Raw genomic sequence first — 23,052 nt, 5'->3', positions numbered from 1 at the left:
CAGCAGCGGGCGCCGAATGGTCATGCCGACCCTGGCGCCCACCCTCCCCCGTCAGGACGACTTGACCTCGACCAACGCCTGTTCAGCGTGCTCTTTCTCCGCCTCCTTGAGCTCCTCGTCGCTGATCATCTCGGCAATTTCCCGCAGCCGCTCGACCACCCTGGCGTTGACGCTACCCTCGGGGAACTGACCTTCGGCATCGGGCGTACCGGCGGGTTCGCCCACCAGCAGGCTCAATGCCTCATCGGCCTGGCTGACCGCATAGATGTGGAACTGCCCCGCGCGCACGGCCTGCAGTACACGCTCATCGAGCATCAGTGTCGTGACGTTGGCACGCGGAATGATTGCCCCCTGTTCACCGGTCAGGCCACGGGCTTCGCAGAGCCGGAAGAAGCCCTCGATTTTCTCGTTGACCCCGCCGACAGCCTGCACCTCACCGAACTGGTTGATGGAGCCGGTAATAGCGAAACACTGCTTGAGCGGGGTTCTCGACAACGCCGAAATCAGGGTACAGGCCTCACCGAGGGAGGCGCTGTCACCGTCGACGTAACCATAGGACTGCTCCAGCGCAATACTTGCGGAAATGGCCAACGGGAATTCCTGGGCATAACGACTGCCCAAGTAACCGGTCAGGATCATTACCCCCTTGGAGTGAATCGGCTGGCCCAGATTGACCTCGCGCTCGATGTCGACGATGCCACTTCCACCTGGGTACACCGTCGCGGAAATCCGTGCCGGCACGCCGAACGCCGAATCACCCACCTCAAGCACTGTCAGGCCGTTGCACTTGCCCACGGCCGCACCTTCGGTGTCGATCAGGATGATCCCGGCAAGCATGTCGTCGAGAATCCGCGCCGAAACCCTGCCAGTACGCGTGGCCTTGGCCCTGAGCGCCCGTTCGATATGGCCGCAGTCGGTCATTTCGTCGTTGGCCAGGTGGCGAATGAAGTCCGCCTCGCTGACCAGCTGGAACAGGTCACCGATTCGCGCCGACAAACGCCCTTGATGCTCGGCCAAACGCGCACTGTAGGTTGCCAGGCGTGCGACCGCATCGGCAGTCAACGGCGCCATGCCTTCCTCGCTGGTACGGGTTTTGAGCAACTGCGCGAATTGTTCCAGGCTCTCGTCGACCATTGGAATGTCTTCGTCGAAATCCACTAGCACCCGGAACATTTCCTGGAAGTCCGGATCATGGTCCTGCAGGGCGTAGTAAAGCTGGCGGGCCCCAATGATGACGACCTTGACCTGCAGCGGAATCATCTGCGGCGTAAGGCTGACGGTGGCCACACGCCCCAGTTCGCCCAACGGTGACTCCATTTTCAGTTTGCGCGATTGCAAGGCACGCTTGAGCGCATCCCAGACAAAGGGTTCGCCCAGCATTTTCTCGGCTTCAAGAATCAGGAAACCACCATTTGCACGGTGCAGCGCGCCGGGACGCAGTTGCCGATAGCTGGTGTAGAGCGCGCCTTGATCGGTGCTGTATTCGATACGGCCAAACAGGTTGTCGTAGGTCGGGTGCGGCTCAAACACCACCGGCGCACCGCCACTGACCGGATGCCCAACCACCAGGCTTGGCGCATATTGCTCTTCCAGCATCTTGCGGGCCACCGCGTCGCTTTTGCTGTCGTCGACCAGTTGTTCGACCACCGTGCGCAACAAGTTGACCTGCATGGCTTGCAGGTAGGCGCAGACGGCGGCGTTCTCCGCGTACTTTTCCGAGAGCGGCGACAACAGCGGCTGCAAGGCCAGGGTAATGGTTTCTTCGTTGAGCTGACGCAACTGGTTGCTCGACTCGCGCTTCCACTGCGGCAAGCTGGCCAGCTCTTCGTTCAGACGCTCTTCCAGTGCGGCAATGTCCTCGTGGAAACGCTCACGCTCAGCTTCAGGCAACTGTGCAAACTCGGCCTCATCCAGCGCCTTGCCGTCACTCATCGGGGTGAAGGCAACGTTACTGCTGTCACGATACAGGGCAACGTCCTTTTCCAGGGACGCCCGCTCGATAACATCCAGTGCACGGTCATAACGTTGATTGAAACCGCGATCGATGGCACTTTTTTTCTGCTGGAACGAGGGGTGCTCGAACACCGCCGGGAAGGTTGCCAGCAGGTTGTCGATCAAGCCGCCAATATCTGCGATGAACGCACCGGCGCTGCCAGGCGGCAACTCCAGTGCCTTGGCTTCGCGCGGGTCATCGAAGTTGTTGACGTAGACCCAGTCCGAGGGGGTATGCAGGCGCTTGCCTTCGGCTTTCAGGTAGCGTTTGACGAACGAAAAACGCCCAGTGCCGGGCTCACCCATGACAAAAACGTTGTACCCAGGACGCGGCATGGCGACGCCAAACTGCAAGGCTTCGACAGCACGTTCCTGGCCAAGCACACCGCGAAAAGGCTCCAGATCATTGGTGGTGGTAAAAGCGAACTGTTCGGCGGAAAACGGCCGGGTCAAGGCTTCTGGCGCAAGACGCAGGCTCGCAGCAACAGGATCGGGCATCGGGCTTCCTTACTTCGGCGGGGCGGATGAAGCATTCTGGCGCCGGGCGCGTGCGGCTTGCAAGGCTCTTCAACGCTTTCTGCAACGGAGTGAATCCTGCCCCCCATAGCGCCTCCCAGTAATATTTTGTAATTGATCAGCGAACTGTTAGATCATGCCTAAACTGTAAGCTGCGCGGCTGGGTAAATAACCGACCCGTCCTGGCTACAGGTCTCACCGATATGCCAGATAACCCTGACCTTTGGTTTGCACTTCCTTAGAAAGAGAACAATGCTATGAAACGGATTCTTCTGGGTACTCTGTTCGCCGCCGCATCCCTGAACGCCATGGCCCAGGCGCCTGGCGGCCCGGATTGCGGCTGGGGCAACATGTTGTTCGAGGGCCAACGCGGTACACCGGCCCACTTCCTTGCATCAACAACCAACGGCACCTCCGGTAACGCAACGTTCGGCATGACGTCCGGCACCAACGGCTGCGCGACCAACGCTGCGCTGACCTATGGCGGCAAGTCGTGGTTCGCCATGAATGGCATGATGAACGAACTGTCTGAAGACATGGCCAAAGGTCAAGGCGAAGCACTGACCACCTACGCCGTCGTCCTCGGCGTGGCACCTGAAGACCGCGCGCACTTCGCCGCCGTCACCCACCAACACTTCCAGGAGATCTTCAAGACAGCCGACATCACCGCTGAAGATGTCCACACCAACACCCTGGCTGTTCTGAAAAGCGACCCACGCCTGGCCAAATACGCCACCCAGGCTTAAGCTCGGCCCACCCGCCCCTCAGGGGCGGGTTCGCCTCTATCGGCATCATCCCGACGTAGTTGCCCGACATGCTCAAACGCCTTGCCTACCTGGCGCTCTGTGTCTGCGCCCCGTTGCATGCTGCTCCCGCTTTCGACGACAACCGCCTCAACCAGTTGGCCAATGACCGCTACTGGATCGCCTTGGGTCACTACGAAACCGCCAAGCTGGGTGGCTGGCGAAGTTATGTCGACGACGAGCGCTTCTTTCTCGCCAAAGACGGAGGCCATCACCCTGATCTGGAGTTAAAGGCCACCCTCCAGGCGCTCTATGCACCGGCAAGCCTGGGCGACAAACATGCACAGTGCGTATTCCCGGCACGCACCCGCTGGCTACGCGAACAACTGCAGTTGAATGACCTGCCAGCACCGGACTGCAAGGAATACCCCCAGTGGTTCAAGGATGTGTCGCCACACAGTGCGGTGATGATCTTCCCGGCAGCCTACTTGAACAGCCCCTCATCGATGTTCGGCCATACGCTGCTGCGTATCGACCAGGCCGATGTGCAAAAGAACGACACGGCCCTGCTGAGCTACGCGATCAACTTCGGCGCCTACATAGAAGGCAACGACAACAGCATCCTCTATGCCTGGAAAGGCCTGATGGGCGGCTACCCGGGCTTGTTTGCCCTGGTGCCCTATCAGGAAAAGCTTTCGGAATACCGCAGCCTGGAGAACCGCGACCTGTGGGAGTACCGCTTGAACCTGACCCCGGAAGAAACCGGGCGTATGGTCGAGCACGTGTGGGAGCTCAAACAGATTCGCTTCGACTACTTCTTCTTTGACGAAAACTGCTCTTACCGTTTGCTCGAGTTGCTACAGGTGGCTCGCCCAAGCCTGGACCTGACCTCGCAGTTCCCGCTCACGGCCATTCCGACCGACACCGTCAAGGCCGTCAAGCAATCGGGGCTGGTGGAGCGTATCGACTACCGGCCTTCGCGCGAACGTGAATTGCTGGAGCGCGCAGCGCCACTGGATGCCGAGGAGCAACGCCAGGTGCTGGCCGTCAGTGCCGATACTGCACAACTGCAAAGCCCGGCGTTCAGCGCACTGCCACGTGACCGCCAGGCCTTGGTGCAAGACGCCGCCTACCGCCTGGAGCGCTACCGTGCCAACGGCCAGGAGCGTGATCCGGCACGCGCCAAACGCAGCTTTGAACTGCTGCGAGCGATCAACCGCAACCCTCCACCTGAGCTCGACATCAAGCGCCCAGGGCTGCCTGAAGATGGCCATCAGTCACGCACTTGGCAGTTAGGGGTGGGCACACGAGAAGACCGTGCGTTCGCTGAGTATGGCCTGCGCATGGCTTACCACGACCTCAACGACAATATGTATGGCTTCCCGCTGGGGGCGCAAATCGAAATCCTCCAGCTGAAACTACGCCAGTACGAAAACAACCAGTGGCAACTGCAACGCCTGGACCTGGCGACCATTCGCTCGCTGACCCCGCGCAACGCCCTTTTGCAACCCTGGTCATGGCAAGTCGCTGGCGGCCTGGAGCGGGTGCTTGGCAGGGAGGGTGACGAAACCCTGGTCAGTCAGGTAAATGGCGGTGCTGGCGGTACTTGGGCGCTGAGCGACGAAATGCTCGGGTTTGCCCTTGGAACCGTGCGGGTCGAGCACAACGCCGACTTTGCCGGCTTCATTGCGCCAGCAATGGGCTTCAACACCGGCCTTTTGTGGCGTAACGGGCTGGGCAACCTGAGCCTGGAGGCCAAGGGTGATTACTTTACCAATGGCGAAGTGCGCCGCAGCCTGAGCCTGAACCAGCAGTGGGAGCTGTCGAACAACCTCGGCCTGCGTCTGAGCGCAAAGCGCGATTTCAGCGCGTTCACCACAGCGCAGAACGAGGTGATGCTTGAGCTCAAGTGGTACAACTACTGATTAGCCGCTATGTACTGGCCCCTGTGTACTGACCTTTGAGTACTGACCTTTTCGGCGATTGCCAATGGCACTCAGGAGACGACCGTGACGGTTGTCAGGCCGCAGCGTTAATAGCTGGCGACTTTAGCAAAGATGTACCACGCTACCTGCACAACCGCCAATATGAGGCCGGCTGGGACAATGGCTTTCGCCAGTGCCAGGCCATGCAGGAGCATCAGGACCTGCGAGACTACCGTGCCCGCCATTGGGACGATCACGAAACAATGGCAGCAGGAGAAAGACCGCGATGCGGCGACGCAAACAGGTCGCATACAGGTCAGCCAGAGTGCGCACGTCTGTCAGCAGGGTCTCCTGAGAAGGAGCCGTTCATGAGCCGTGCATTCGTCAATGAAGATCAAGCCAGTGACCAGGCTGATCAGCCCGTTGAACGTCAGATCAGCGAGCAACCCAACTACGTCACCGCCCGAGGTCTTACCTTGCTGCATGAGCGTGTCGCCGAATTGAACACACTGCGCAGTGAACTGCTCGCCCAAGGTGAGCAGGCAGACAAGCAGCGGCTCGTGGAGACCGAGCGTGACCTGCGCTATTTCAATGCCAAGGTGCAGAGTGCGCTGGTGGTTGCGCCAGCGGCATCACGGGACAAGGTGCAGATTGGCAGCCACGTGACCTTTGCCGATGAAAGCGGTCAGCAACATCAGGTTCAACTGGTCGGAGAAGATCAGGCCTATGCCGCAAGCGGCCTGATCAACTGGGGATCCCCCCTGGGCCGGGCACTGCTAGGCGCCAAGCCAGGAGACGAAGTGGTGTGGCGACGACCGGCGGGTGATCAGTCGATCGAGATCATCGCCATCGAACCGGAGGCTTAAACGACCCCTTGAGCCAGCATGGCATCGGCAACTTTGACGAAGCCGGCAATGTTGGCGCCTTTGACGTAGTTGATTCGACCGTTTTCCTCACCGTAGTGCACGCAGGCGTGGTGGATCGACTGCATGATGTTGTGCAGCTTGCTGTCCACTTCGCCAGCAGTCCACAACAGGCGCATGGCGTTCTGCGACATCTCCAGCCCGCTCACGGCCACGCCACCGGCGTTGGACGCCTTGCCCGGAGCGAAGAGGATACCGGCCTCAAGGAAGATATCCACTGCCTCCAGGGTGGTCGGCATGTTTGCACCTTCGGCCACACAGAGGCAGCCATTGCTCAGCAAGGTGCGGGCATCGTCGGCGTCCAGTTCGTTCTGGGTAGCGCACGGCAGGGCGATGTCACACGGCAGGCTCCAAGGGCGCTGGCCTGCACGGAACTCCAGGCCAAAGCGCCCGCCCATCTCACTGAGGCGGCCACGCTTGACGTTCTTCAGCGCCATCAATGCGTCCCATTGCTCATCACTCAGGCCCGCTTCGCAATACAGGGTACCTTCGGAGTCGGACAAGGAGATCACCTTGCCACCCAGGTCCATGACCTTGCGCGCCGCGTACTGGGCCACGTTGCCGGAACCGGATATGGCAACACGACGACCGTCAATGCGCAGGTCCTGACGCTTGAGCATCTCTTCGGCAAAGTACACGCAACCGTAACCGGTCGCTTCAGGGCGGATCAGGCTGCCGCCGTAGGTCATGCCCTTACCGGTCAGCACGGAGGTGAACTGGTTCGCCAAACGCTTGTATTGGCCGAACATGAAGCCGATTTCCCGTGCGCCGACGCCGATATCACCGGCAGGTACGTCAAGGTCGGCACCAATGTGGCGGTACAGTTCGCTCATGAACGCCTGGCAGAAGCGCATCACTTCAGCGTCGCTCTTGCCTTTGGGGTCAAAGTCAGAGCCGCCCTTGCCGCCTCCCATGGGCAGCGAGGTCAGGGAGTTCTTGAAGACCTGTTCAAAGGCCAGGAACTTCAGCACGCCTAGGTTGACCGACGGGTGGAAACGCAAGCCGCCCTTGTAAGGGCCAATGGCACTGCTCATCTGGATACGATAACCGCGGTTGACCTGGACCTTGCCCTGATCGTCGACCCACGACACGCGGAACAGGATCGCGCGCTCAGGCTCGACCATACGCTCAAGAATACCGGCCTGCAGGTAGTGCGGATTGGCCTCCAGGAAGGGCCAGAGGCTGCGCAGTACCTCTTCCACCGCCTGATGGAATTCAGGCTGGGCTGGGTCACGTTTTTTCAGGCGTGCGAGGAAGTCTTCGACGGATTCGATCATGGGAAGGTCTCGGCAGATGATTAGCTTGTAAGAATTTTTCCCGGGACTTTATCAAGTCAAGGCGCACTGCGACAGTGCAAAATGTCGTTTTTTTGAAATTAAATGGTGCATTTATGTAAATGTATACACATTCAAGCGCGTCTTCAGCCAGGCTTTTTTGCCTGGGCCAGCGCATGCATAGCCTTAGAGAGCCTGCCTTTCAGGCAACAGGTACGCCACATTTTTCGGCAAAAAAAAACGGAGCCCGAAGGCCCCGTTCCAGTGCAAAACCGCGAGCGGTTATGCCAGTTTTTTGTGCCGTACCCGGTGCGGCTGGGCAGCAGCTTCGCCAAGACGCTTCTTGCGGTCGGCTTCGTACTCGGTGTAGTTACCCTCGAAGAATACCGCCTGGGAATCGTCCTCGTAGGCCAGGATGTGGGTGGCCACGCGATCAAGGAACCAGCGATCGTGAGAGATCACGATAGCAGCGCCCGGGAAGTCCAGCAGGGCTTCCTCCAGCGAACGCAGAGTTTCCACGTCCAGGTCGTTGGACGGTTCGTCGAGCAGCAGGACGTTGGCGCCTTCCTTCAGGGTCAGGGCCAGGTGCAGACGGCCACGCTCACCACCGGAGAGGTCCTTGACGAACTTCTGCTGGTCGCCGCCCTTGAAGTTGAAGCGACCCACGTAGGTACGCGAAGGAATTTCGTAGTTACCGATACGGATCTGGTCGGAACCATCGGAGATCTGCTGGAACACGGTCTTGTTGCCGTCCAGGTCTTCGCGGCTCTGATCGACACAGGCCAGTTGCACGGTTTCACCGATCTCGATGGTGCCCGAGTCTGGTGTTTCCTTGCCCATCAGCATGCGGAACAGGGTCGATTTACCGGCACCGTTACCACCGATCACACCGACAATGGCGCCTTTAGGCATGCTGAACGACAGGTTGTCGATCAGTACACGGTCGCCATAACCCTTGGTGACGTTCTTGAACTCGATGACCTTGTCGCCCAGGCGCGGGCCTGCCGGGATATAGATCTCGTTGGTTTCGCTGCGCTTCTGGAATTCCTGCGATTGCATTTCTTCGAAGCGCTGCAGACGAGCCTTGGATTTCGACTGGCGTGCCTTGGCGCCTTTGCGCACCCACTCCAGTTCTTCCTTCATGGCCTTTTCATGGGCCGACTGCTGCTTGGATTCCTGGGCCAGACGATCCGACTTGGCTTCCAGCCAGCCCGAATAGTTACCTTCGTACGGAATACCGGCGCCACGGTCGAGTTCGAGGATCCAGCCGGCGACGTTGTCGAGGAAGTAACGGTCGTGGGTAATCGCTACCACAGTACCCGGGAAGTCGTGCAGGAAGTGCTCGAGCCAGGCGACAGAGTCGGCATCCAGGTGGTTGGTCGGTTCGTCGAGCAGGAGCATGTCCGGTGCCGACAGCAGCAGGCGGCAGAGTGCTACACGACGCTTTTCACCACCCGACAGGTGTTCGACCTTGGCGTCCCAGGCAGGCAGGCGCAGGGCATCGGCCGCCACTTCCAGCTGACGCTCCAGGTTGTGACCATCGCTGGCCTGCAGAATCGCCTCAAGCTTGGCCTGTTCCGCGGCCAGCTTGTCGAAGTCGGCATCAGGATCGGCGTACGCCGCATAGACCTCATCCAGGCGAGCCTGGGCATCCTTGATCACGCTGACCGCTTCTTCGACCACTTCACGCACGGTTTTGGTTGGGTCGAGCTGTGGTTCCTGCGGCAGGTAACCGACATTCAGCTCCGGCATTGGCCGTGCTTCACCGTCGAACTCGGTATCAACACCCGCCATGATTTTCAACAGGGTGGATTTACCCGAACCGTTGAGGCCGAGCACGCCGATCTTGGCGCCGGGGAAAAACGACAGGGAGATGTTCTTCAAGATTTCCCGCTTCGGCGGAACAACTTTGCTCAGCCGATGCATGGTGTAGACGTATTGAGCCAAAACGTTGAGCTCCTGTAAGCAAGTAAATTCAAGGGGCCAATTGTATGACGTAAAAAAGTAAAAGCGACTATTAACTTGGCCAACCGACAACCGTCAGGCCCAAGCTCTGGCCCAGGCAGGCCTGGGCCGCCGACATGGCACTTTGTCGGGATCTGCGAACAGGACTGGCACTTCGCCACAACTCAAGGCATGCTAAGCGCCCTTCGGGCGTCCAGCTTATGAGTACGCATCGGCCTGCACGGCTGAGCGTGAGGGTGCGCACCCAATAAGCAGCTCAAACCTGCCACAGCCAGCCATACCGCAGGATCAACGTTTGACCAATCTTACTCAGCCGTCCTCCCTGCGTACCGCCCCCTCCAGCTCGGGTTCATTGTTGCGCGGTTCGTTGAAAGGGGTGTTGGCCATCCTGGTATTGCTGCTGCTCGGCCTGCTGTTCTGGCTATTGATTGATCAGTACCACCATACCCTTGCCGATGAGCGCCAACACAGCCTGGATTCCAGCAACGAGTTGGCCGATCACCTGAGCCTGAACATGGCCCTCAAGGCTCAGACCGCACTCAATCAGGTCCAACCCTATCCGCTGCCCCCGGACGACCGCGCGCTACCGAAGGTGGTGGCCAATCTGCAGCGCGCACTGCCCTCACTGCGCAGCATCGCCTGGTTCGACAGCCAGGCACGCCCGTTGCGCGACAGCCTCGGCGAATCGCCTGACCAGCATGCCATTGAAGAATTGATACGGCTGAGCAGTGGCCTCCCGTACTACTTCAGTAACAACAGTGACAACAGTTACATCTACCTGCTGCTACGCCAATCAGATCGGCCGACCAGCGGTTACTGGCTGCTGCGCCTGAGCCCTGAGTATTACAGCGCGCTGGCCGAACACCTGGACAACCCCACCCGCCCCTTGTGGCTGCTGGAAAACAGCCGAACGGCTGAAATCATCAATCAACATCGCTCACCTGAAACGCCACGGCCAGCCAACGCCGAGCCACTGCAAAGCGTACTGCTGACATTCCTCGATAACAGCGACTGGCAACTGCGCGGCCTCTACGATGCCGAATTGAGTCGTCAGCAACTGTTGCCTGCTCTGATCAGTAAATGCCTGCTTGGCCTGATCTGCGCCCTGCTGCCGCTGCTGGCATTGGCCAGCATGCGCAAGCGCCAACGCGCACTGCAAGAAGGACGCCGACGCTACCAGGATATTTTCGAGGGGACAGGGGTCGCCCTTTGCGTGCTGGACTTGTCCGGCCTGATCAATACGCTTGAACGACTGCGCCTTCGTGGCCAAGACCAGCTTGAGCACCGCCTGCTGCTTGACCGGTCCCTGCGCAACACGTTGCTGCAGGAGTTGAAAGTCACCGAGGTCAATCAAGTCGCCCTGCAACTGCTGGGGGTTGAATGCCGCAACGGTGCCTGGCAACGCCTGATTGCTGGCGATACACACAACGAAGGGATTGGCCTGCAACTGGTCGAAGCCGTCCTGAACAATCAACATCAGCTTGAGCTGGAGGTTCGCCTCAGTGGTGCCGATGGCCAGGAGCTGCACCTGTGGCTGACGGTGCGTTTCCCCGAGCAACGCGCTGACTATCAAGCGGTAACCCTCAGCATCAGCGATATTACCAGCCGCAAGCAGGTCGAGCTGTCGCTGCTGGAGCGTGAAAGTTTCTGGTCGAACGTGGTCCGTACCGTACCGGATCAACTCTACGTGCAGGACGTGCAAAACCAACGGATGATCTTCAGCAATCGGCACCTGGGCCAGACCCTGGGTTACTCCCGTACTGAACTGGATACGATGGGCGAGCGATTCTGGGAAATCCTTCTGCACCCTGAAGACGCCACACTCTACAACCGGATGCGTCAGCAACAGCGCGAGAGTGGCTACCTGGAACAACTGCACTGCCAGCTACGTTTCCGTCACCGTGACCAGGGTTGGCGTCGTTATGATATTCGCGAAGAGGTCCTGACCCGCGACAACGACGGCAACGTCACCCGCATCATTGGCGTGGCCAAAGACGTCACCGAGCAGATAGAGGCCAGCGAATCGCTGCGTGACAGCGAACAGCGTTACCGCATGCTTGCCGAAAGTATCAGCGACGTCATCTTCTCCACCGACAGCATGCTGAAGCCCAACTATGTCAGCCCCTCGGTACAGGCGGTATTGGGCTACGAGGTCGACTGGATTTTCGAGAACGGCTGGCAATCGACCATTGCCAACCCGGCACAGTTGACCGGCATCTACAGCCTGATCGAACGCCTCAACCGTGCCCTGCACGTTCCAGAGCAACTGGAGCAATTGCGTACCCAGCTTCCCACTCAGTTGTTCCTGTTCGACTGCCTGCGCGCCGATGGTCGCAAGATCCCGATCGAACTGCGCCTGGTACTGGTCTGGGATGAGCACAATCGGTTCGAGGGCATACTCGGCGTCGGCCGTGACATCAGCCAGCAGCGCCGCGCTGAAAAAGACCTGCGCATGGCTGCGACAGTGTTTGAGCACTCGACTTCGGCCATCCTGATCACCGACCCGGCGGGCTATATCGTCCAGTCCAACGAAGCCTTCAGCCGCGTCAGCGGCTACAGCGCAGCCGAAGTGCTCGACCAACTGCCAAATATGCTGACGGTCGACGAACAGCAGGAAGCGCACCTGCGCTACGTGGTCAAACAGCTGCACATCCGCGGCACCTGGGAAGGTGAAGTCTGGCTTAAACGTCGCACCGGCGAGCATTACCCGGCCTGGGTCGGCATTACCGCTGTGCTCGACGACGAAGGCGACCTGGCCAGCTATGTGTGTTTCTTTACCGACATCAGCGAGCGCAAGGCCAGCGAACAACGCATTCACCGTCTGGCCTACTACGACGCCCTGACGCACCTGCCGAACCGCACGCTGTTCCAGGACCGCCTGCACACCGCACTGCAGCAAGCTGATCGTCAAAAGGCCTGGGTGGTGCTGATGTTCCTCGACCTGGACCGTTTCAAGCCGATCAATGACTCCCTTGGCCACGCGGCCGGCGACCGTATGCTCAAGGACATGGCCGAACGCCTGCTCGACTGTGTCGACACTGACGACACCGTTGCGCGCATGGGCGGCGACGAATTCACGCTGCTGCTGCAACCACGCGCAACCCGCGAGATGGCGCTGAACCGCGCCATCAATGTGGCCGAACAGATCCTCAACAGCCTGGTTCGTCCCTTTGTGCTGGAAAACCGCGAGTTCTTCGTCACCGCCAGTATCGGTATTGCCCTGAGCCCTCAGGATGGCAGCGAACTCAGCCAACTGATGAAAAACGCCGACACCGCGATGTACCACGCCAAGGAGCGCGGCAAGAACAACTTCCAGTTCTACCAGGCGGATATGAACGCCAGTGCGCTGGAGCGCCTGGAACTGGAAAGCGACCTGCGCCATGCACTGGAGCAGAACGAGTTCATCCTGTACTACCAACCGCAGTTCAGCGGCGACGGCAAACGCCTGACCGGCGCCGAAGCGCTCCTGCGCTGGCGCCACCCAACCCGTGGCCTGGTACCGCCGGGCGACTTTATTCCGGTGATTGAGGAGTTGGGGCTGGTGGTCGATGTCGGTGACTGGGTACTGCGTGAAGCCAGTCGTCAGCTCAAAGAGTGGCACCAGGCCAAGGTACGGGTACCGAAAGTTTCGGTGAACATTTCTGCGAGACAGTTTTCCGATGGGCAACTGGGTACCCGCATCGCCACGATCCTCAACGAAACCGGCGTTCCACCGGCGTGCCTGGAACTGGAGCTGACCGAAAGTATCTTGATGCGCGAGGTCAACGAGGCCATGCAGATACTCGCCAGCCTGAAAAACCTCGGCCTGAGCATTGCGGTCGACGACTTCGGTACTGGCTATTCGTCACTGAACTACCTCAAGCAGTTCCCGATCGACGTGCTGAAGATCGACCGCACCTTCGTCGATGGCCTGCCCGAAGGCGAGCAGGATGGCCAGATCGCCCGTGCGATCATCGCCATGGCCCACAGCCTGAACCTGGCAGTAATCGCCGAGGGTGTGGAAACCCATGAACAGCTGGAGTTCCTCCGAGAACACGGTTGTGATGAGGTTCAGGGCTACCTGTTCGGTCGGCCAATGCCGGCCCACCAGTTTGAAGCCCAGTTCAGCAACGAAACGCTGTTCATGTTCCAGTAACCCTGCGCATCCCCCCCTTGTACAGGCTCGGGGATGGCGCCGGGCAACACAAACAGCGGCAAATGAGCCCCACTTGTCTGCGACATGATGCCCTTTCATATGCCAGACAAAAGCCGATGAGGTAGAATGCCTCCCTTTTCCAGCCCGATCCTTGAGGACCGCCATGTTCAGCCGTGATTTGACCATTGCCAAGTACGACGCCGATCTCTTTGCCGCCATGGAGCAAGAAGCTCAGCGCCAGGAAGAGCACATCGAGCTGATCGCCTCGGAAAACTACACCAGCCCGGCCGTGATGGAAGCCCAGGGTTCGGTTCTGACCAACAAGTACGCTGAAGGTTACCCAGGCAAGCGTTACTACGGTGGTTGCGAGTACGTCGACGTGGTCGAGCAACTGGCCATCGACCGCGCCAAGCAGCTGTTCGGCGCAGACTACGCCAACGTTCAGCCACACGCAGGTTCGCAAGCCAACAGCGCCGTTTACCTGGCCCTGCTGCAAGCTGGCGACACCATCCTGGGCATGAGCCTGGCACACGGTGGTCACCTGACCCACGGCGCCAGCGTCAGCGCTTCGGGCAAGCTGTACAACGCCATTCAGTACGGTATCGATGCCAACGGCCTGATCGACTACGACGAAGTCGAGCGTCTGGCCCTGGAACACAAGCCGAAGATGATCGTTGCCGGCTTCTCCGCCTACTCGCAAGTGCTGGACTTCCCGCGCTTCCGTGAAATCGCCGACAAGGTCGGTGCCTACCTGTTCGTCGACATGGCTCACGTTGCCGGTCTGGTTGCAGCTGGCGTTTACCCGAACCCGGTTCCGTTCGCTGACGTGGTCACTACCACTACCCACAAGACCCTGCGTGGCCCACGTGGCGGCCTGATCCTCGCTCGCAAGAACGAAGAGATCGAGAAGAAGCTGAACTCGGCCGTATTCCCGGGTGCCCAAGGCGGCCCGCTGGAGCACGTGATTGCCGCCAAGGCCATCTGCTTCAAGGAAGCGCTGCAGCCGGAGTTCAAGGCTTACCAGCAGCAAGTGGTGAAAAACGCCCAGGCCATGGCCAGCGTCTTCATCGAGCGCGGTTTCGACGTCGTTTCCGGTGGCACTCAGAACCACCTGTTCCTGCTCTCGCTGATCAAGCAGGAAATCTCGGGTAAAGACGCTGACGCTGCACTGGGCAAAGCCTTCATCACCGTCAACAAGAACTCGGTACCTAACGACCCACGCTCCCCGTTCGTCACCTCCGGTCTGCGCTTCGGTACCCCGGCTGTGACCACTCGCGGCTTCAAAGAGGCTGAGTGCAAGGAACTGGCTGGCTGGATCTGCGACATCCTGGACGACCTGAACAACGAAGCGGTGATCGACGCCGTTCGTGAGAAGGTCAAGGCTATCTGCGCCAAGCTGCCGGTATACGGCGCTTGATCGCAGTTCGCTGAATGAAGAGCCCGGCCTTGAGCCGGGCTTTTTTTTCGCCTGCGTAATTAATTAACGCAGCGGGCAACCGCCTTGCCATTAGGTTCAGCGAATACGAAGGCCCATGCGCCTTTGTCACTCAATGAACTACAAGGCGAACACCATGCCCACCCATCGACAGAGCTCGTTCCTCGCCCACCTGCGTACTCAGGCATACCCCATTCATTGCCTTGATGTCCTGCGGGGAACTCCGGCAGAAGTCATCGCCCCGTTCGGCGGCGAAGGCTTGTTGGCCGGGGCGTTGCAACCCCGAAGTGACGCCCATTTGCTGGGCCATCAACCGCCTGCCAACGGCAACACCGTGGAGCCCTTGACCCTGTACTTCAGGCATACGCCCGAAGGTTACTACCTGTATGTCCGTTCGCTTGGCCCGTATTTTGGCCGAGGCATCAGTGCCGATGATAATGGCCACATTGGCGCTTTTATCATCGCCGAGCGGGAGCCCGTCCCCTTCAAGCTGATCCATCCACAACGCGGCGAAACGTCACTTGAGCATATAAAACGCGATCGTGTTGGCATGTTTTTGCAGCGTGCAGGTAAAGGATTCGTGCATCGGAGCAGCCGACATGACGCAGAGCCTACCTACCTCAACACTGCGGGAGGGAGCCCACTGGGTTTCATTCTGGATATCCAGGAGCGCAATGCACCCTGGCTGAGCTACCCGGATGAGTTCTGAGGATAGAACCGCGATGCCCCATGGTACGACCACCAGGGCATTGTTCCTCCTGCCCTCACAGGCTTTGGGAAATTACCTTGGTTCTCGCTCCTCTATGATGCACCGTCGGGCACCCAATTGCGCTTGAACATTCTTGCCCGCGACGTCGATTGGTTGAGCGCCAGTTAACAAGCAGCCTACAGCTGCTCGAACGCTGAGCGAATCTGTTCTTCAGGCAAATCGTCGCCGATGAACACCACGACGCTCTCCCGCGTCTGGTCCTGCTCCCAGGCGCGGTCCCAGTCGAAACCATACAACTTCAAGACACCCTGGAACACCAGCCGGCGTGGCTCGCCTTCAATATTAAGCACCCCTTTGTAACGCAACAGCTGTCGGCCATGGTCTTCGAGCAGGCGATTCATGAAATCGCTGAGCCGATCGATGTTCAGGGGCTTCTCGGTACGCAGTACCATGCTGCTTATGCGGTCACCACTATTGCCTTGTGCAACCGGGCGCAAGCTCAGACCGCCACCCAGGTCGGCATTGAGATTGAAGCCGCGCACATCCAGCAACTCGGACAGGTCGATCTTGCCGTGCTCGACCACATGAATCGGCGCACGACGATTGATCCGTCCAAGACGCTCGCTCAAGGCCTGGAACTGGGTGGCATCGACCAGATCGGTCTTGCTCACCAGCAGGCGATCGGCAAAACCGACCTGGGCCTGGGCAATGGTCTGGGTCAGGTGGAGGTCGGCATGCGCCGCATCGACCAAGGTGATAATGCCATCAAGGATGTAGCGCTCACGCAGTTCTTCGTCGATGAAGAAGGTTTGTGCCACGGGTGCGGGGTCGGCAAGGCCGGTGCATTCGATCACTAAACGGTCGAAGGCGATCTCGCCACTGTCCAGGCGCTCCAGCAACAGGAACAGGGCCTTGGTCAGGTCGGTATGGATGCTGCAGCAAACACAACCATTGGCCAGGGTCATGACCTGCACCGGTTCGTCACCCAGCAGTTCCGTGTCGATACCTGCATCGCTGAATTCGTTTTCGATCACGGCGATCTTCAGGCCGTGCTCGGCCTTGAGCAGGTGGCGCAACAAGGTGGTCTTGCCTGCACCGAGAAAACCACTGAGCACGGTAACGGGGATTGGAGGTAGCACGCGCAAAATCTCCTGAACGCTAAAAATGACTGTGGGAGCGCGGCGTACCGTGCTCCCACAGGTTTATTACAGGCCGTCAGCCAAGGTTAACAGCACTTGGGCCCACCCTTCCCCCCGTAACGCGCCTCCTGACGTTCCCTGAAGAACGCCTCGTAGCTCATCACCGGCTTGTCCGGGTGTTTGGTTTGCATATGCTCGACGTAAGTGTCGTAGTCAGGCATACCGACCATCAGGCGGGCTGCCTGCCCCAGGTACTTACCCAGTCGACCAAGGTCGTTGAACATGACTGCATTCCTCAGTGTTTACGCGTCCGGCACAGGGTGGAACGGGGTTTCCTTATCACTACGCTCTTTCTTGCCAAGGGCGGCAATACCGACCTTCAGTGCGAAGAACAGGATACTGAACACCACGAACAGGAACAGGCCGGTCAACGCCGCGTTGGTGTAGGCGTTGAAGATAACGTGTTGCATCTGGTTGATATCCTTGGCCGGTGCGAGTACCTGACCGGCATCCAGTGCCGCGCTGTACTTGTCGGCCAGCGCCAGGAAACCGACCGCCGGGCTCGGATCGAACAGCTTGATGAAGCCCGCGGTGGTGGTGCAGATCAGCAGCCAGACAGCAGGCAACAGGGTGACCCAGATGTAGCGCTGGCGCTTCATCTTGATCAACACCACAGTACCCAGCATCAGCGCAATGCCCGCCAGCATCTGGTTGGAGATACCGAACAGCGGCCACAAGGTGTTGATCCCGCCCAACGGATCGATCACGCCCTGGTACAGCAGATACCCCCACATGGCCACACAACCGGCTGTTGCCAGCAGGTTGGCAGTCCACGACTCAGTGCGTTTGAGCGCCGGAATGAAGGAGCCCAACAGATCCTGCAACATGAAGCGTCCGGCACGGGTACCCGCATCTACCGCCGTGAGGATGAACAGCGCCTCAAACAGGATCGCGAAGTGGTACCAGAAGGCCATGGTGTTCTCACCCGGCAGCACCTGGTGCAGGATCTGCGCGATACCGACCGCCAGGGTCGGGGCACCGCCCGCACGGGCCAGGATGGTGTGCTCACCGATGTCCTTGGCTACGCCCTCAAGCACATCTGGCGTGATGGCAAAGCCCCAGTTGCTGACCGTCTGCGCCACCGCGACCACATCGCTACCGACTACGGCAGGCGGGCTGTTCATGGCGAAGTAGACACCCGGTTCAATCACCGAAGCAGCGACCATGGCCATGATGGCTACGAACGATTCCATCAGCATGCCGCCGTAACCGATGTAGCGGGCGTTGGTTTCGTTGTCGAGCAGCTTCGGCGTGGTGCCCGAGGAGATCAGGGCGTGGAAGCCCGATACCGCACCACACGCGATGGTGATAAACAGGAACGGGAACAGGGTGCCTTTCCAGACAGGGCCAGTACCGTCGGTGAACTGGGTCAGTGCAGGCATTTTCAGTTCAGGCGCGATGACCAGAATACCGATCGCCAGGCCTACGATGGTGCCAATCTTGAGGAAGGTCGAGAGGTAGTCACGGGGCGCCAGCACCAGCCACACAGGCAGTACGGCAGCCACAAAGCCATAACCCACCAACAGCCAGGTGATTTGTACGCCGGTGAAGGTGAAGACCTTGGACCAGGTCGGATCGGCAGCAACCTGCCCGCCCAGCCAGATCGACAGCAACAGCAGGACAACACCCATCAGCGAGATTTCGCCAATACGCCCCGGGCGGATGTAGCGCATGTAAACGCCCATGAACATCGCGATCGGGATGGTCGCCATCACCGTGAACATGCCCCATGGGCTCTCGGCCAGGGCCTTGACCACGATGAGCGCCAGCACCGCGAGGATGATGATCATGATCAGGAAGCAGCCGAACAGGGCAATGGTGCCCGGAATCCGGCCCATCTCTTCACGGACCATGTCGCCCAGCGAACGGCCGTTGCGACGGGTGGACAGGAACAGCACCATAAAGTCCTGAACCGCACCTGCCAGCACCACACCGGCAATCAGCCAGAGCGTACCGGGCAGATAGCCCATCTGCGCAGCCAGAACCGGTCCGACCAGCGGCCCTGCGCCAGCAATCGCGGCAAAGTGGTGGCCGAACAGGATGTGCTTGTTGGTCGGGACATAGTCCAGACCATCGTTATTAAGTACCGCCGGTGTCGCCCGACGTGGATCGAGCTGCATCACCTTGGTGGCGATGAACAGGCTGTAGTAACGGTAGGCAACCAGGTAGATAGCCACCGCCGCGACTACAATCCACAAGGCATTGATGGCTTCACCGCGACGCAGGGCAACCACACCCAACGCACAGGCTCCGATGATTGCCAGCGCTAGCCACGGCAAGTGGCGCAGCAGGCTATTATTGTTGTTCATGATTAGCTTCCAGCTAGTGGATTGAAAGACTGCCCGACGAGTCTAGGGCGAGTCATCGCACATTGCCATACCTGCTACGTTCTAGAGCCTCCCGAGCAGGAAACTCATGGCTCTGTTATGCACCTAACACGCGTACCTGACAAGCACTGGACTATAGTTGAGTGCGAACCCCGGAGGGCTTGGCCATGAGCGACCATCACGAACGTCGGCTTTTCAAACGTGTTCCCTTCGATGCCCGCACCGAGCTGGTGCAAGGTGATCAACGATGGCCCGTCAAACTGCTGGATCTGTCGCTCAAGGGGTTGTTGATCGAATGCCCCGAGGGCTGGCAGGGCGACCCTATCCAGGGTTTCGATGCCTCCATACACCTCAACGACCACGACGAAGTGAAGATGCACGTGGAGTTGCGTCACGAGGAGGGCAACCAGATGGGTTTCGTTTGCCAGTTCATTGATCTGGACTCCATTTCGCACCTGCGGCGACTGATCGAACTGAACCTGGCCAACCCGGAAGAACTTGAGCGCGAACTGCGGCAACTGATCGAAGCGTAGGAACGTTTAGCCAACTACCCAATCCCCACCAGAGCCTTTAGCGATCGCTACAAGGCTCCGTTGGCGCGCCTGCCAAACGCCCTGCATACCATTAATGAGAAAATATGGCACACCGATTGCGTGCAACAGATCCGCTCGGGCCATCTAAAAATTGTATACAATTCTTCTGATAATGATTGCCACTTGTTGTCTACAGTAGGCCCACAACAATAAAACAGAGACCCTGCTCCTCATGAATACGTCCTCCGCTAGCACGTCTTCAGCGCAACGTCCCGAAGACGAAAACCTAGGCCTCGGCGCCAACCTGGCTTACGGCCTGCAACACGTATTGACCATGTACGGCGGTATCGTTGCGGTTCCCTTGATTCTCGGCCAGGCCGCGGGACTGGGGCCGGCTGATATCGGTTTGTTGATTGCGGCCTCATTGTTCGCAGGTGGTCTTGCAACACTGCTACAAACCCTTGGCTTACCGTTCTTTGGCTGCCAGTTGCCATTGGTACAGGGCGTTTCATTCGCAGGCGTGGCAACCATGGGCGCCATTCTCAGTAGTGAAGGCGGTGGAGGTCTGCCTGGCGTGTTGGGTGCGGTCATGGCCGCATCGCTGATAGGCTTCCTGATCACGCCCGTCTTCTCACGCATTACCAAGTTCTTCCCGCCGTTGGTCACCGGTATCGTCATCACCACCATCGGCCTGACACTGATGCCCGTGGCGGCGCGCTGGGTCATGGGCGGCAACAGCAAATCGCCAGAGTTTGGCAGCATGGCCAACATCGGCCTGGCGGCCCTGACCTTCGCCATCGTGCTGGTACTCAGCAAACTCGGTAGCGCAGCGATCTCTCGCCTGTCGATCCTGCTGGCCATGGTCATCGGCACACTGATTGCCTGGTCATTGGGCATGGCGGATTTCTCCAAGGTCCTGGACGGCCCGCTGGTGGCCTTTCCTGAACCGTTCCATTTCGGTATGCCGACCTTTCACATCGCCGCCATTCTGTCGATGTGCATCGTGATCATGGTGACCTTGGTAGAAACCTCGGCGGATATTCTCGCGGTTGGCGAAATCATCGACACCAAGGTTGACTCCAAGCGCTTGGGCAATGGCCTGCGCGCCGACATGGCGTCGAGCATCCTTGCCCCCATCTTCGGCTCCTTCACCCAGAGCGCCTTCGCCCAGAACGTTGGCCTGGTGGCTGTGACGGGCGTCAAGAGCCGCTACGTAGTGGCAACCGGCGGGGTGATTCTGGTGGTGCTGGGGCTTCTGCCAATCATGGGGCGCATCATTGCCGCCGTACCAACCTCAGTACTGGGCGGTGCCGGTATCGTATTGTTCGGCACCGTTGCTGCCAGCGGTATTCGCACGCTGTCGAAAGTGGACTACCGCAACAACATGAACCTGATCATCGTCGCCGCCTCGCTGGGCTTCGGCATGATCCCGATCGCTGCACCGACCTTCTATGACCATTTCCCAAGCTGGTTTGAAACCATCTTCCACTCCGGCATCAGCTCGGCGGCGATCATGGCGATTCTTCTGAACCTGACGTTCAACCACTTCACGACTGGCAACTCGGACCAGCAGTCGGTGTTTGCTGCCGCTTACGAGCGCACGATCAATTACTCGGACATTTCCGCCCTGCGCGACGGTGATTACTTCGAGGACGGCAAGCTGTTCGATGCCGACGGCAAGGAGATTCCGGTCATTAGCGAACACGACCACGACCACGGCGCACCGTCAGAACGACGAACCGCTGCGGCTGAACACTGATGCACTGATGCACTGATGCACTGAGCAGCATAAGGGCCGACGAGGAATCGTCGGCCCTTTTCATTTGCAGGCCTGATGCGTCACTCGAACAACGCATCCAGCGCCTGCTCAAGGCGCGTGACCGCAATGACCTGCAAGCCTGCAGGGGCTTCCTTTGGTGCATTACCCTTGGGAACAATGGCGCGCTTGAAGCCATGCTTGGCGGCTTCCTTGAGGCGTTCCTGCCCACTGGGAACCGGACGGACTTCACCCGACAGGCCAATCTCACCGAACACCAGCAGGTCTTGGGACAAGGGTCGATTGCGCAGGCTCGACATCACCGCCGCCAACAGTGCGAGGTCGGAGGCGGTTTCCAGCACTTTCACACCACCGACTACGTTGAGGAACACGTCCTGGTCATGGGTCGGGATGCCGCCATGGCGGTGCAGCACCGCCAGGAGCATTGCCAGCCGGTTCTGATCCAGACCAAGCGTCACTCGCCGAGGATTCGCCAGGTGGCTGTCGTCAACCAGCGCCTGAACTTCAACCAGCATCGGCCGAGTTCCCTCCCAGGTGGCCATGACGACGCTGCCGGGAACCTCCTCCTGGGCACGGGTGAGGAAGATGGCCGAAGGATTGGAGACTTCCTTGAGGCCACGGTCGGTCATGCCGAACACGCCCAGTTCATTGACGGCACCAAAACGGTTCTTCACTGCCCGCAGCAAACGCAGGCGTCCATCGGACTCACCTTCAAAATACAGCACGGTATCGACCATATGCTCCAGCACGCGCGGCCCGGCCAAGGCGCCTTCCTTGGTCACGTGACCGACCAGGAAAATGGCCGTACCGCTCTGTTTGGCATAACGCACCAACAAGGCCGCACTTTCGCGCACCTGCGAGACACCGCCAGGGGCCGACTGCAATTGCTCGGTGAAGATGGTCTGGATCGAGTCGATAACCATCACCTTGGGCTTTTCCGCCCGGGCAGTAGCAATGATGTTCTCAATGCAGGTTTCGGTCATGACCCGCAACTGGTCCTGCGGTAAACCCAGGCGGCGCGCACGCATGGCCACTTGTTGCTGCGACTCCTCGCCCGTGACATAAAGCGCCGGAAGGCGGGTCGCAATGTTGCAAAGGGTTTGGAGCAGGATGGTCGACTTGCCGATACCCGGGTCGCCGCCGATCAACACCACCGAACCATCCACCAGCCCACCACCGAGCACACGGTCAAGCTCGACACTGGCCGTGGTGAAACGCGGAATTTCTTCGACACTGACTTCTGCCAGGGTCTTGATCTGCGCCTGCTGCCCCGCCCAGCCACTGCGGCCACTGGGCGCTGCGGCTGCACCACTTTCCAACACGGTTTCGACCAGGGTATTCCAGGCGCCGCATTCACCGCATTGCCCGGCCCACTTCGGAAAGGTCGCACCACACTCGGTGCAGCCGTACATGCGCTTGGCTTTGGCCATGGGGCGGTCTCCTGGAAAAACCGCCATGATAGCCGAGCAGGCAAGCCCATGGGGCCAACCGTGGAAGACAAAACTTTTCGGTATAACCACAGTCTGTAGCCGCAGCGATAAGCATGACTCGCATAGCTGATTTACACTGTTTTCACCAATCTCATCTGTTACAGGGAAT

The 23,052-nt window shown here is 59.3% G+C and carries 15 protein-coding genes; 8 read left to right on the top strand and 7 right to left on the bottom strand.

Annotation, left to right across the window (positions count from 1 at the left end):
• Positions 1-51 precede the first annotated feature (51 nt).
• On the bottom strand, positions 52-2,490 hold the full coding sequence (locus CYD26_RS03805) for a Lon protease family protein (protein WP_065760626.1): 2,439 nt from the start codon (positions 2,488-2,490) through the stop codon (positions 52-54).
• A 275-nt stretch (positions 2,491-2,765) separates the two neighbouring features.
• Between CYD26_RS03805 and CYD26_RS03800 the strand changes: the two genes are divergently transcribed.
• The 3 genes from CYD26_RS03800 (at position 2,766) to CYD26_RS03790 (ending at position 6,042) form a co-directional block, all read left to right on the top strand.
• Positions 2,766-3,254: a DUF3015 domain-containing protein gene (locus tag CYD26_RS03800; RefSeq protein WP_065760627.1), complete on the top strand. Its 489-nt coding sequence runs from the start codon at positions 2,766-2,768 to the stop codon at positions 3,252-3,254.
• Between the two features lie 68 nt (positions 3,255-3,322).
• Complete coding sequence (locus CYD26_RS03795; protein ID WP_102051829.1) at positions 3,323-5,176, top strand: DUF4105 domain-containing protein; 1,854 nt, start codon at positions 3,323-3,325, stop codon at positions 5,174-5,176.
• Positions 5,177-5,544: 368 nt separating this feature from the next.
• Positions 5,545-6,042 carry a GreA/GreB family elongation factor gene (locus tag CYD26_RS03790; RefSeq protein WP_065760629.1) on the top strand — a complete coding sequence of 166 codons (498 nt, stop codon included), beginning with the start codon at positions 5,545-5,547 and terminating at the stop codon, positions 6,040-6,042.
• Here CYD26_RS03790 and gdhA read toward each other — a convergent pair.
• Positions 6,039-7,376, bottom strand: coding sequence for an NADP-specific glutamate dehydrogenase (gene gdhA, locus CYD26_RS03785; protein WP_065760630.1), 1,338 nt, complete (start codon positions 7,374-7,376; stop codon positions 6,039-6,041). The two genes, CYD26_RS03790 and gdhA, sit on opposite strands and share 4 nt — an antisense overlap.
• A 279-nt stretch (positions 7,377-7,655) precedes the next feature.
• Positions 7,656-9,320: an energy-dependent translational throttle protein EttA gene (ettA, locus tag CYD26_RS03780; protein ID WP_065759270.1), complete on the bottom strand. Its 1,665-nt coding sequence runs from the start codon at positions 9,318-9,320 to the stop codon at positions 7,656-7,658.
• Positions 9,321-9,633: 313 nt separating this feature from the next.
• On the opposite strand from ettA, the gene CYD26_RS03775 reads away from it, so the two are divergent.
• The 3 genes from CYD26_RS03775 (at position 9,634) to CYD26_RS03765 (ending at position 15,617) form a co-directional block, all read left to right on the top strand.
• Entirely contained in the window at positions 9,634-13,473 is a 3,840-nt protein-coding gene (locus tag CYD26_RS03775; protein WP_102051828.1) for an EAL domain-containing protein, read from the top strand.
• A 163-nt stretch (positions 13,474-13,636) separates the two neighbouring features.
• Complete coding sequence (glyA, locus tag CYD26_RS03770) at positions 13,637-14,890, top strand: serine hydroxymethyltransferase (protein WP_065759272.1); 1,254 nt, start codon at positions 13,637-13,639, stop codon at positions 14,888-14,890.
• Positions 14,891-15,044: 154 nt separating this feature from the next.
• Positions 15,045-15,617, top strand: coding sequence for a hypothetical protein (locus CYD26_RS03765; RefSeq protein WP_145991777.1), 573 nt, complete (start codon positions 15,045-15,047; stop codon positions 15,615-15,617).
• 176 nt (positions 15,618-15,793) lie between these two features.
• Here the strand turns inward: CYD26_RS03765 and yjiA are convergent, their stop codons facing one another.
• The 3 genes from yjiA to CYD26_RS03750 form a co-directional block, all read right to left on the bottom strand.
• On the bottom strand, positions 15,794-16,756 hold the full coding sequence (gene yjiA / locus CYD26_RS03760) for a GTPase (RefSeq protein WP_102051826.1): 963 nt from the start codon (positions 16,754-16,756) through the stop codon (positions 15,794-15,796).
• Positions 16,757-16,842: 86 nt separating this feature from the next.
• On the bottom strand, positions 16,843-17,040 hold the full coding sequence (locus tag CYD26_RS03755) for a YbdD/YjiX family protein (RefSeq protein ID WP_065759275.1): 198 nt from the start codon (positions 17,038-17,040) through the stop codon (positions 16,843-16,845).
• An 18-nt stretch (positions 17,041-17,058) separates the two neighbouring features.
• On the bottom strand, positions 17,059-19,125 hold the full coding sequence (locus CYD26_RS03750; RefSeq protein ID WP_065759276.1) for a carbon starvation CstA family protein: 2,067 nt from the start codon (positions 19,123-19,125) through the stop codon (positions 17,059-17,061).
• Positions 19,126-19,310: 185 nt separating this feature from the next.
• Here CYD26_RS03750 and CYD26_RS03745 point away from each other — a divergent pair, with 185 nt between their 5' ends.
• Together CYD26_RS03745 and CYD26_RS03740 are read left to right on the top strand one after the other, a co-directional pair.
• A complete protein-coding gene (locus CYD26_RS03745; protein ID WP_102051825.1) occupies positions 19,311-19,676 on the top strand; it encodes a PilZ domain-containing protein in 366 nt (121 codons plus the stop codon).
• Between the two features lie 232 nt (positions 19,677-19,908).
• The gene (locus tag CYD26_RS03740) at positions 19,909-21,435 is read left to right on the top strand and encodes a nucleobase:cation symporter-2 family protein (protein ID WP_065759278.1); all 1,527 of its coding nucleotides are present in this window, start codon (positions 19,909-19,911) and stop codon (positions 21,433-21,435) included.
• Between the two features lie 80 nt (positions 21,436-21,515).
• On the opposite strand, the gene radA is transcribed toward CYD26_RS03740, so the two are convergent.
• The gene (gene radA, locus CYD26_RS03735; protein ID WP_065759279.1) at positions 21,516-22,883 is read right to left on the bottom strand and encodes a DNA repair protein RadA; all 1,368 of its coding nucleotides are present in this window, start codon (positions 22,881-22,883) and stop codon (positions 21,516-21,518) included.
• Positions 22,884-23,052: the final 169 nt, after the last annotated feature.

It is taken from the genome of Pseudomonas sp. FFUP_PS_473, assembly GCF_002858665.1.
Taxonomy (GTDB): Bacteria; Pseudomonadota; Gammaproteobacteria; order Pseudomonadales; family Pseudomonadaceae; genus Aquipseudomonas; species Aquipseudomonas defluvii.
This window is presented reverse-complemented; position numbering and strand designations above follow the sequence as displayed.

Excerpts from the sequence above, each read along its gene's own strand:
- CYD26_RS03805 (WP_065760626.1), bottom strand. The coding sequence starts at position 2,490 with ATGCCCGATCCTGTTGCTGCGAGCCTGCGTCTTGCGCCAGAAGCCTTG.
- CYD26_RS03800 (WP_065760627.1), top strand. The coding sequence starts at position 2,766 with ATGAAACGGATTCTTCTGGGTACTCTGTTCGCCGCCGCATCCCTGAAC.
- CYD26_RS03795 (WP_102051829.1), top strand. The coding sequence starts at position 3,323 with ATGCTCAAACGCCTTGCCTACCTGGCGCTCTGTGTCTGCGCCCCGTTG.
- CYD26_RS03790 (WP_065760629.1), top strand. The coding sequence starts at position 5,545 with ATGAGCCGTGCATTCGTCAATGAAGATCAAGCCAGTGACCAGGCTGAT.
- gdhA (WP_065760630.1), bottom strand. The coding sequence starts at position 7,376 with ATGATCGAATCCGTCGAAGACTTCCTCGCACGCCTGAAAAAACGTGAC.
- glyA (WP_065759272.1), top strand. The coding sequence starts at position 13,637 with ATGTTCAGCCGTGATTTGACCATTGCCAAGTACGACGCCGATCTCTTT.
- CYD26_RS03765 (WP_145991777.1), top strand. The coding sequence starts at position 15,045 with ATGCCCACCCATCGACAGAGCTCGTTCCTCGCCCACCTGCGTACTCAG.
- CYD26_RS03755 (WP_065759275.1), bottom strand. The coding sequence starts at position 17,040 with ATGTTCAACGACCTTGGTCGACTGGGTAAGTACCTGGGGCAGGCAGCC.
- CYD26_RS03750 (WP_065759276.1), bottom strand. The coding sequence starts at position 19,125 with ATGAACAACAATAATAGCCTGCTGCGCCACTTGCCGTGGCTAGCGCTG.
- CYD26_RS03745 (WP_102051825.1), top strand. The coding sequence starts at position 19,311 with ATGAGCGACCATCACGAACGTCGGCTTTTCAAACGTGTTCCCTTCGAT.
- CYD26_RS03740 (WP_065759278.1), top strand. The coding sequence starts at position 19,909 with ATGAATACGTCCTCCGCTAGCACGTCTTCAGCGCAACGTCCCGAAGAC.
- radA (WP_065759279.1), bottom strand. The coding sequence starts at position 22,883 with ATGGCCAAAGCCAAGCGCATGTACGGCTGCACCGAGTGTGGTGCGACC.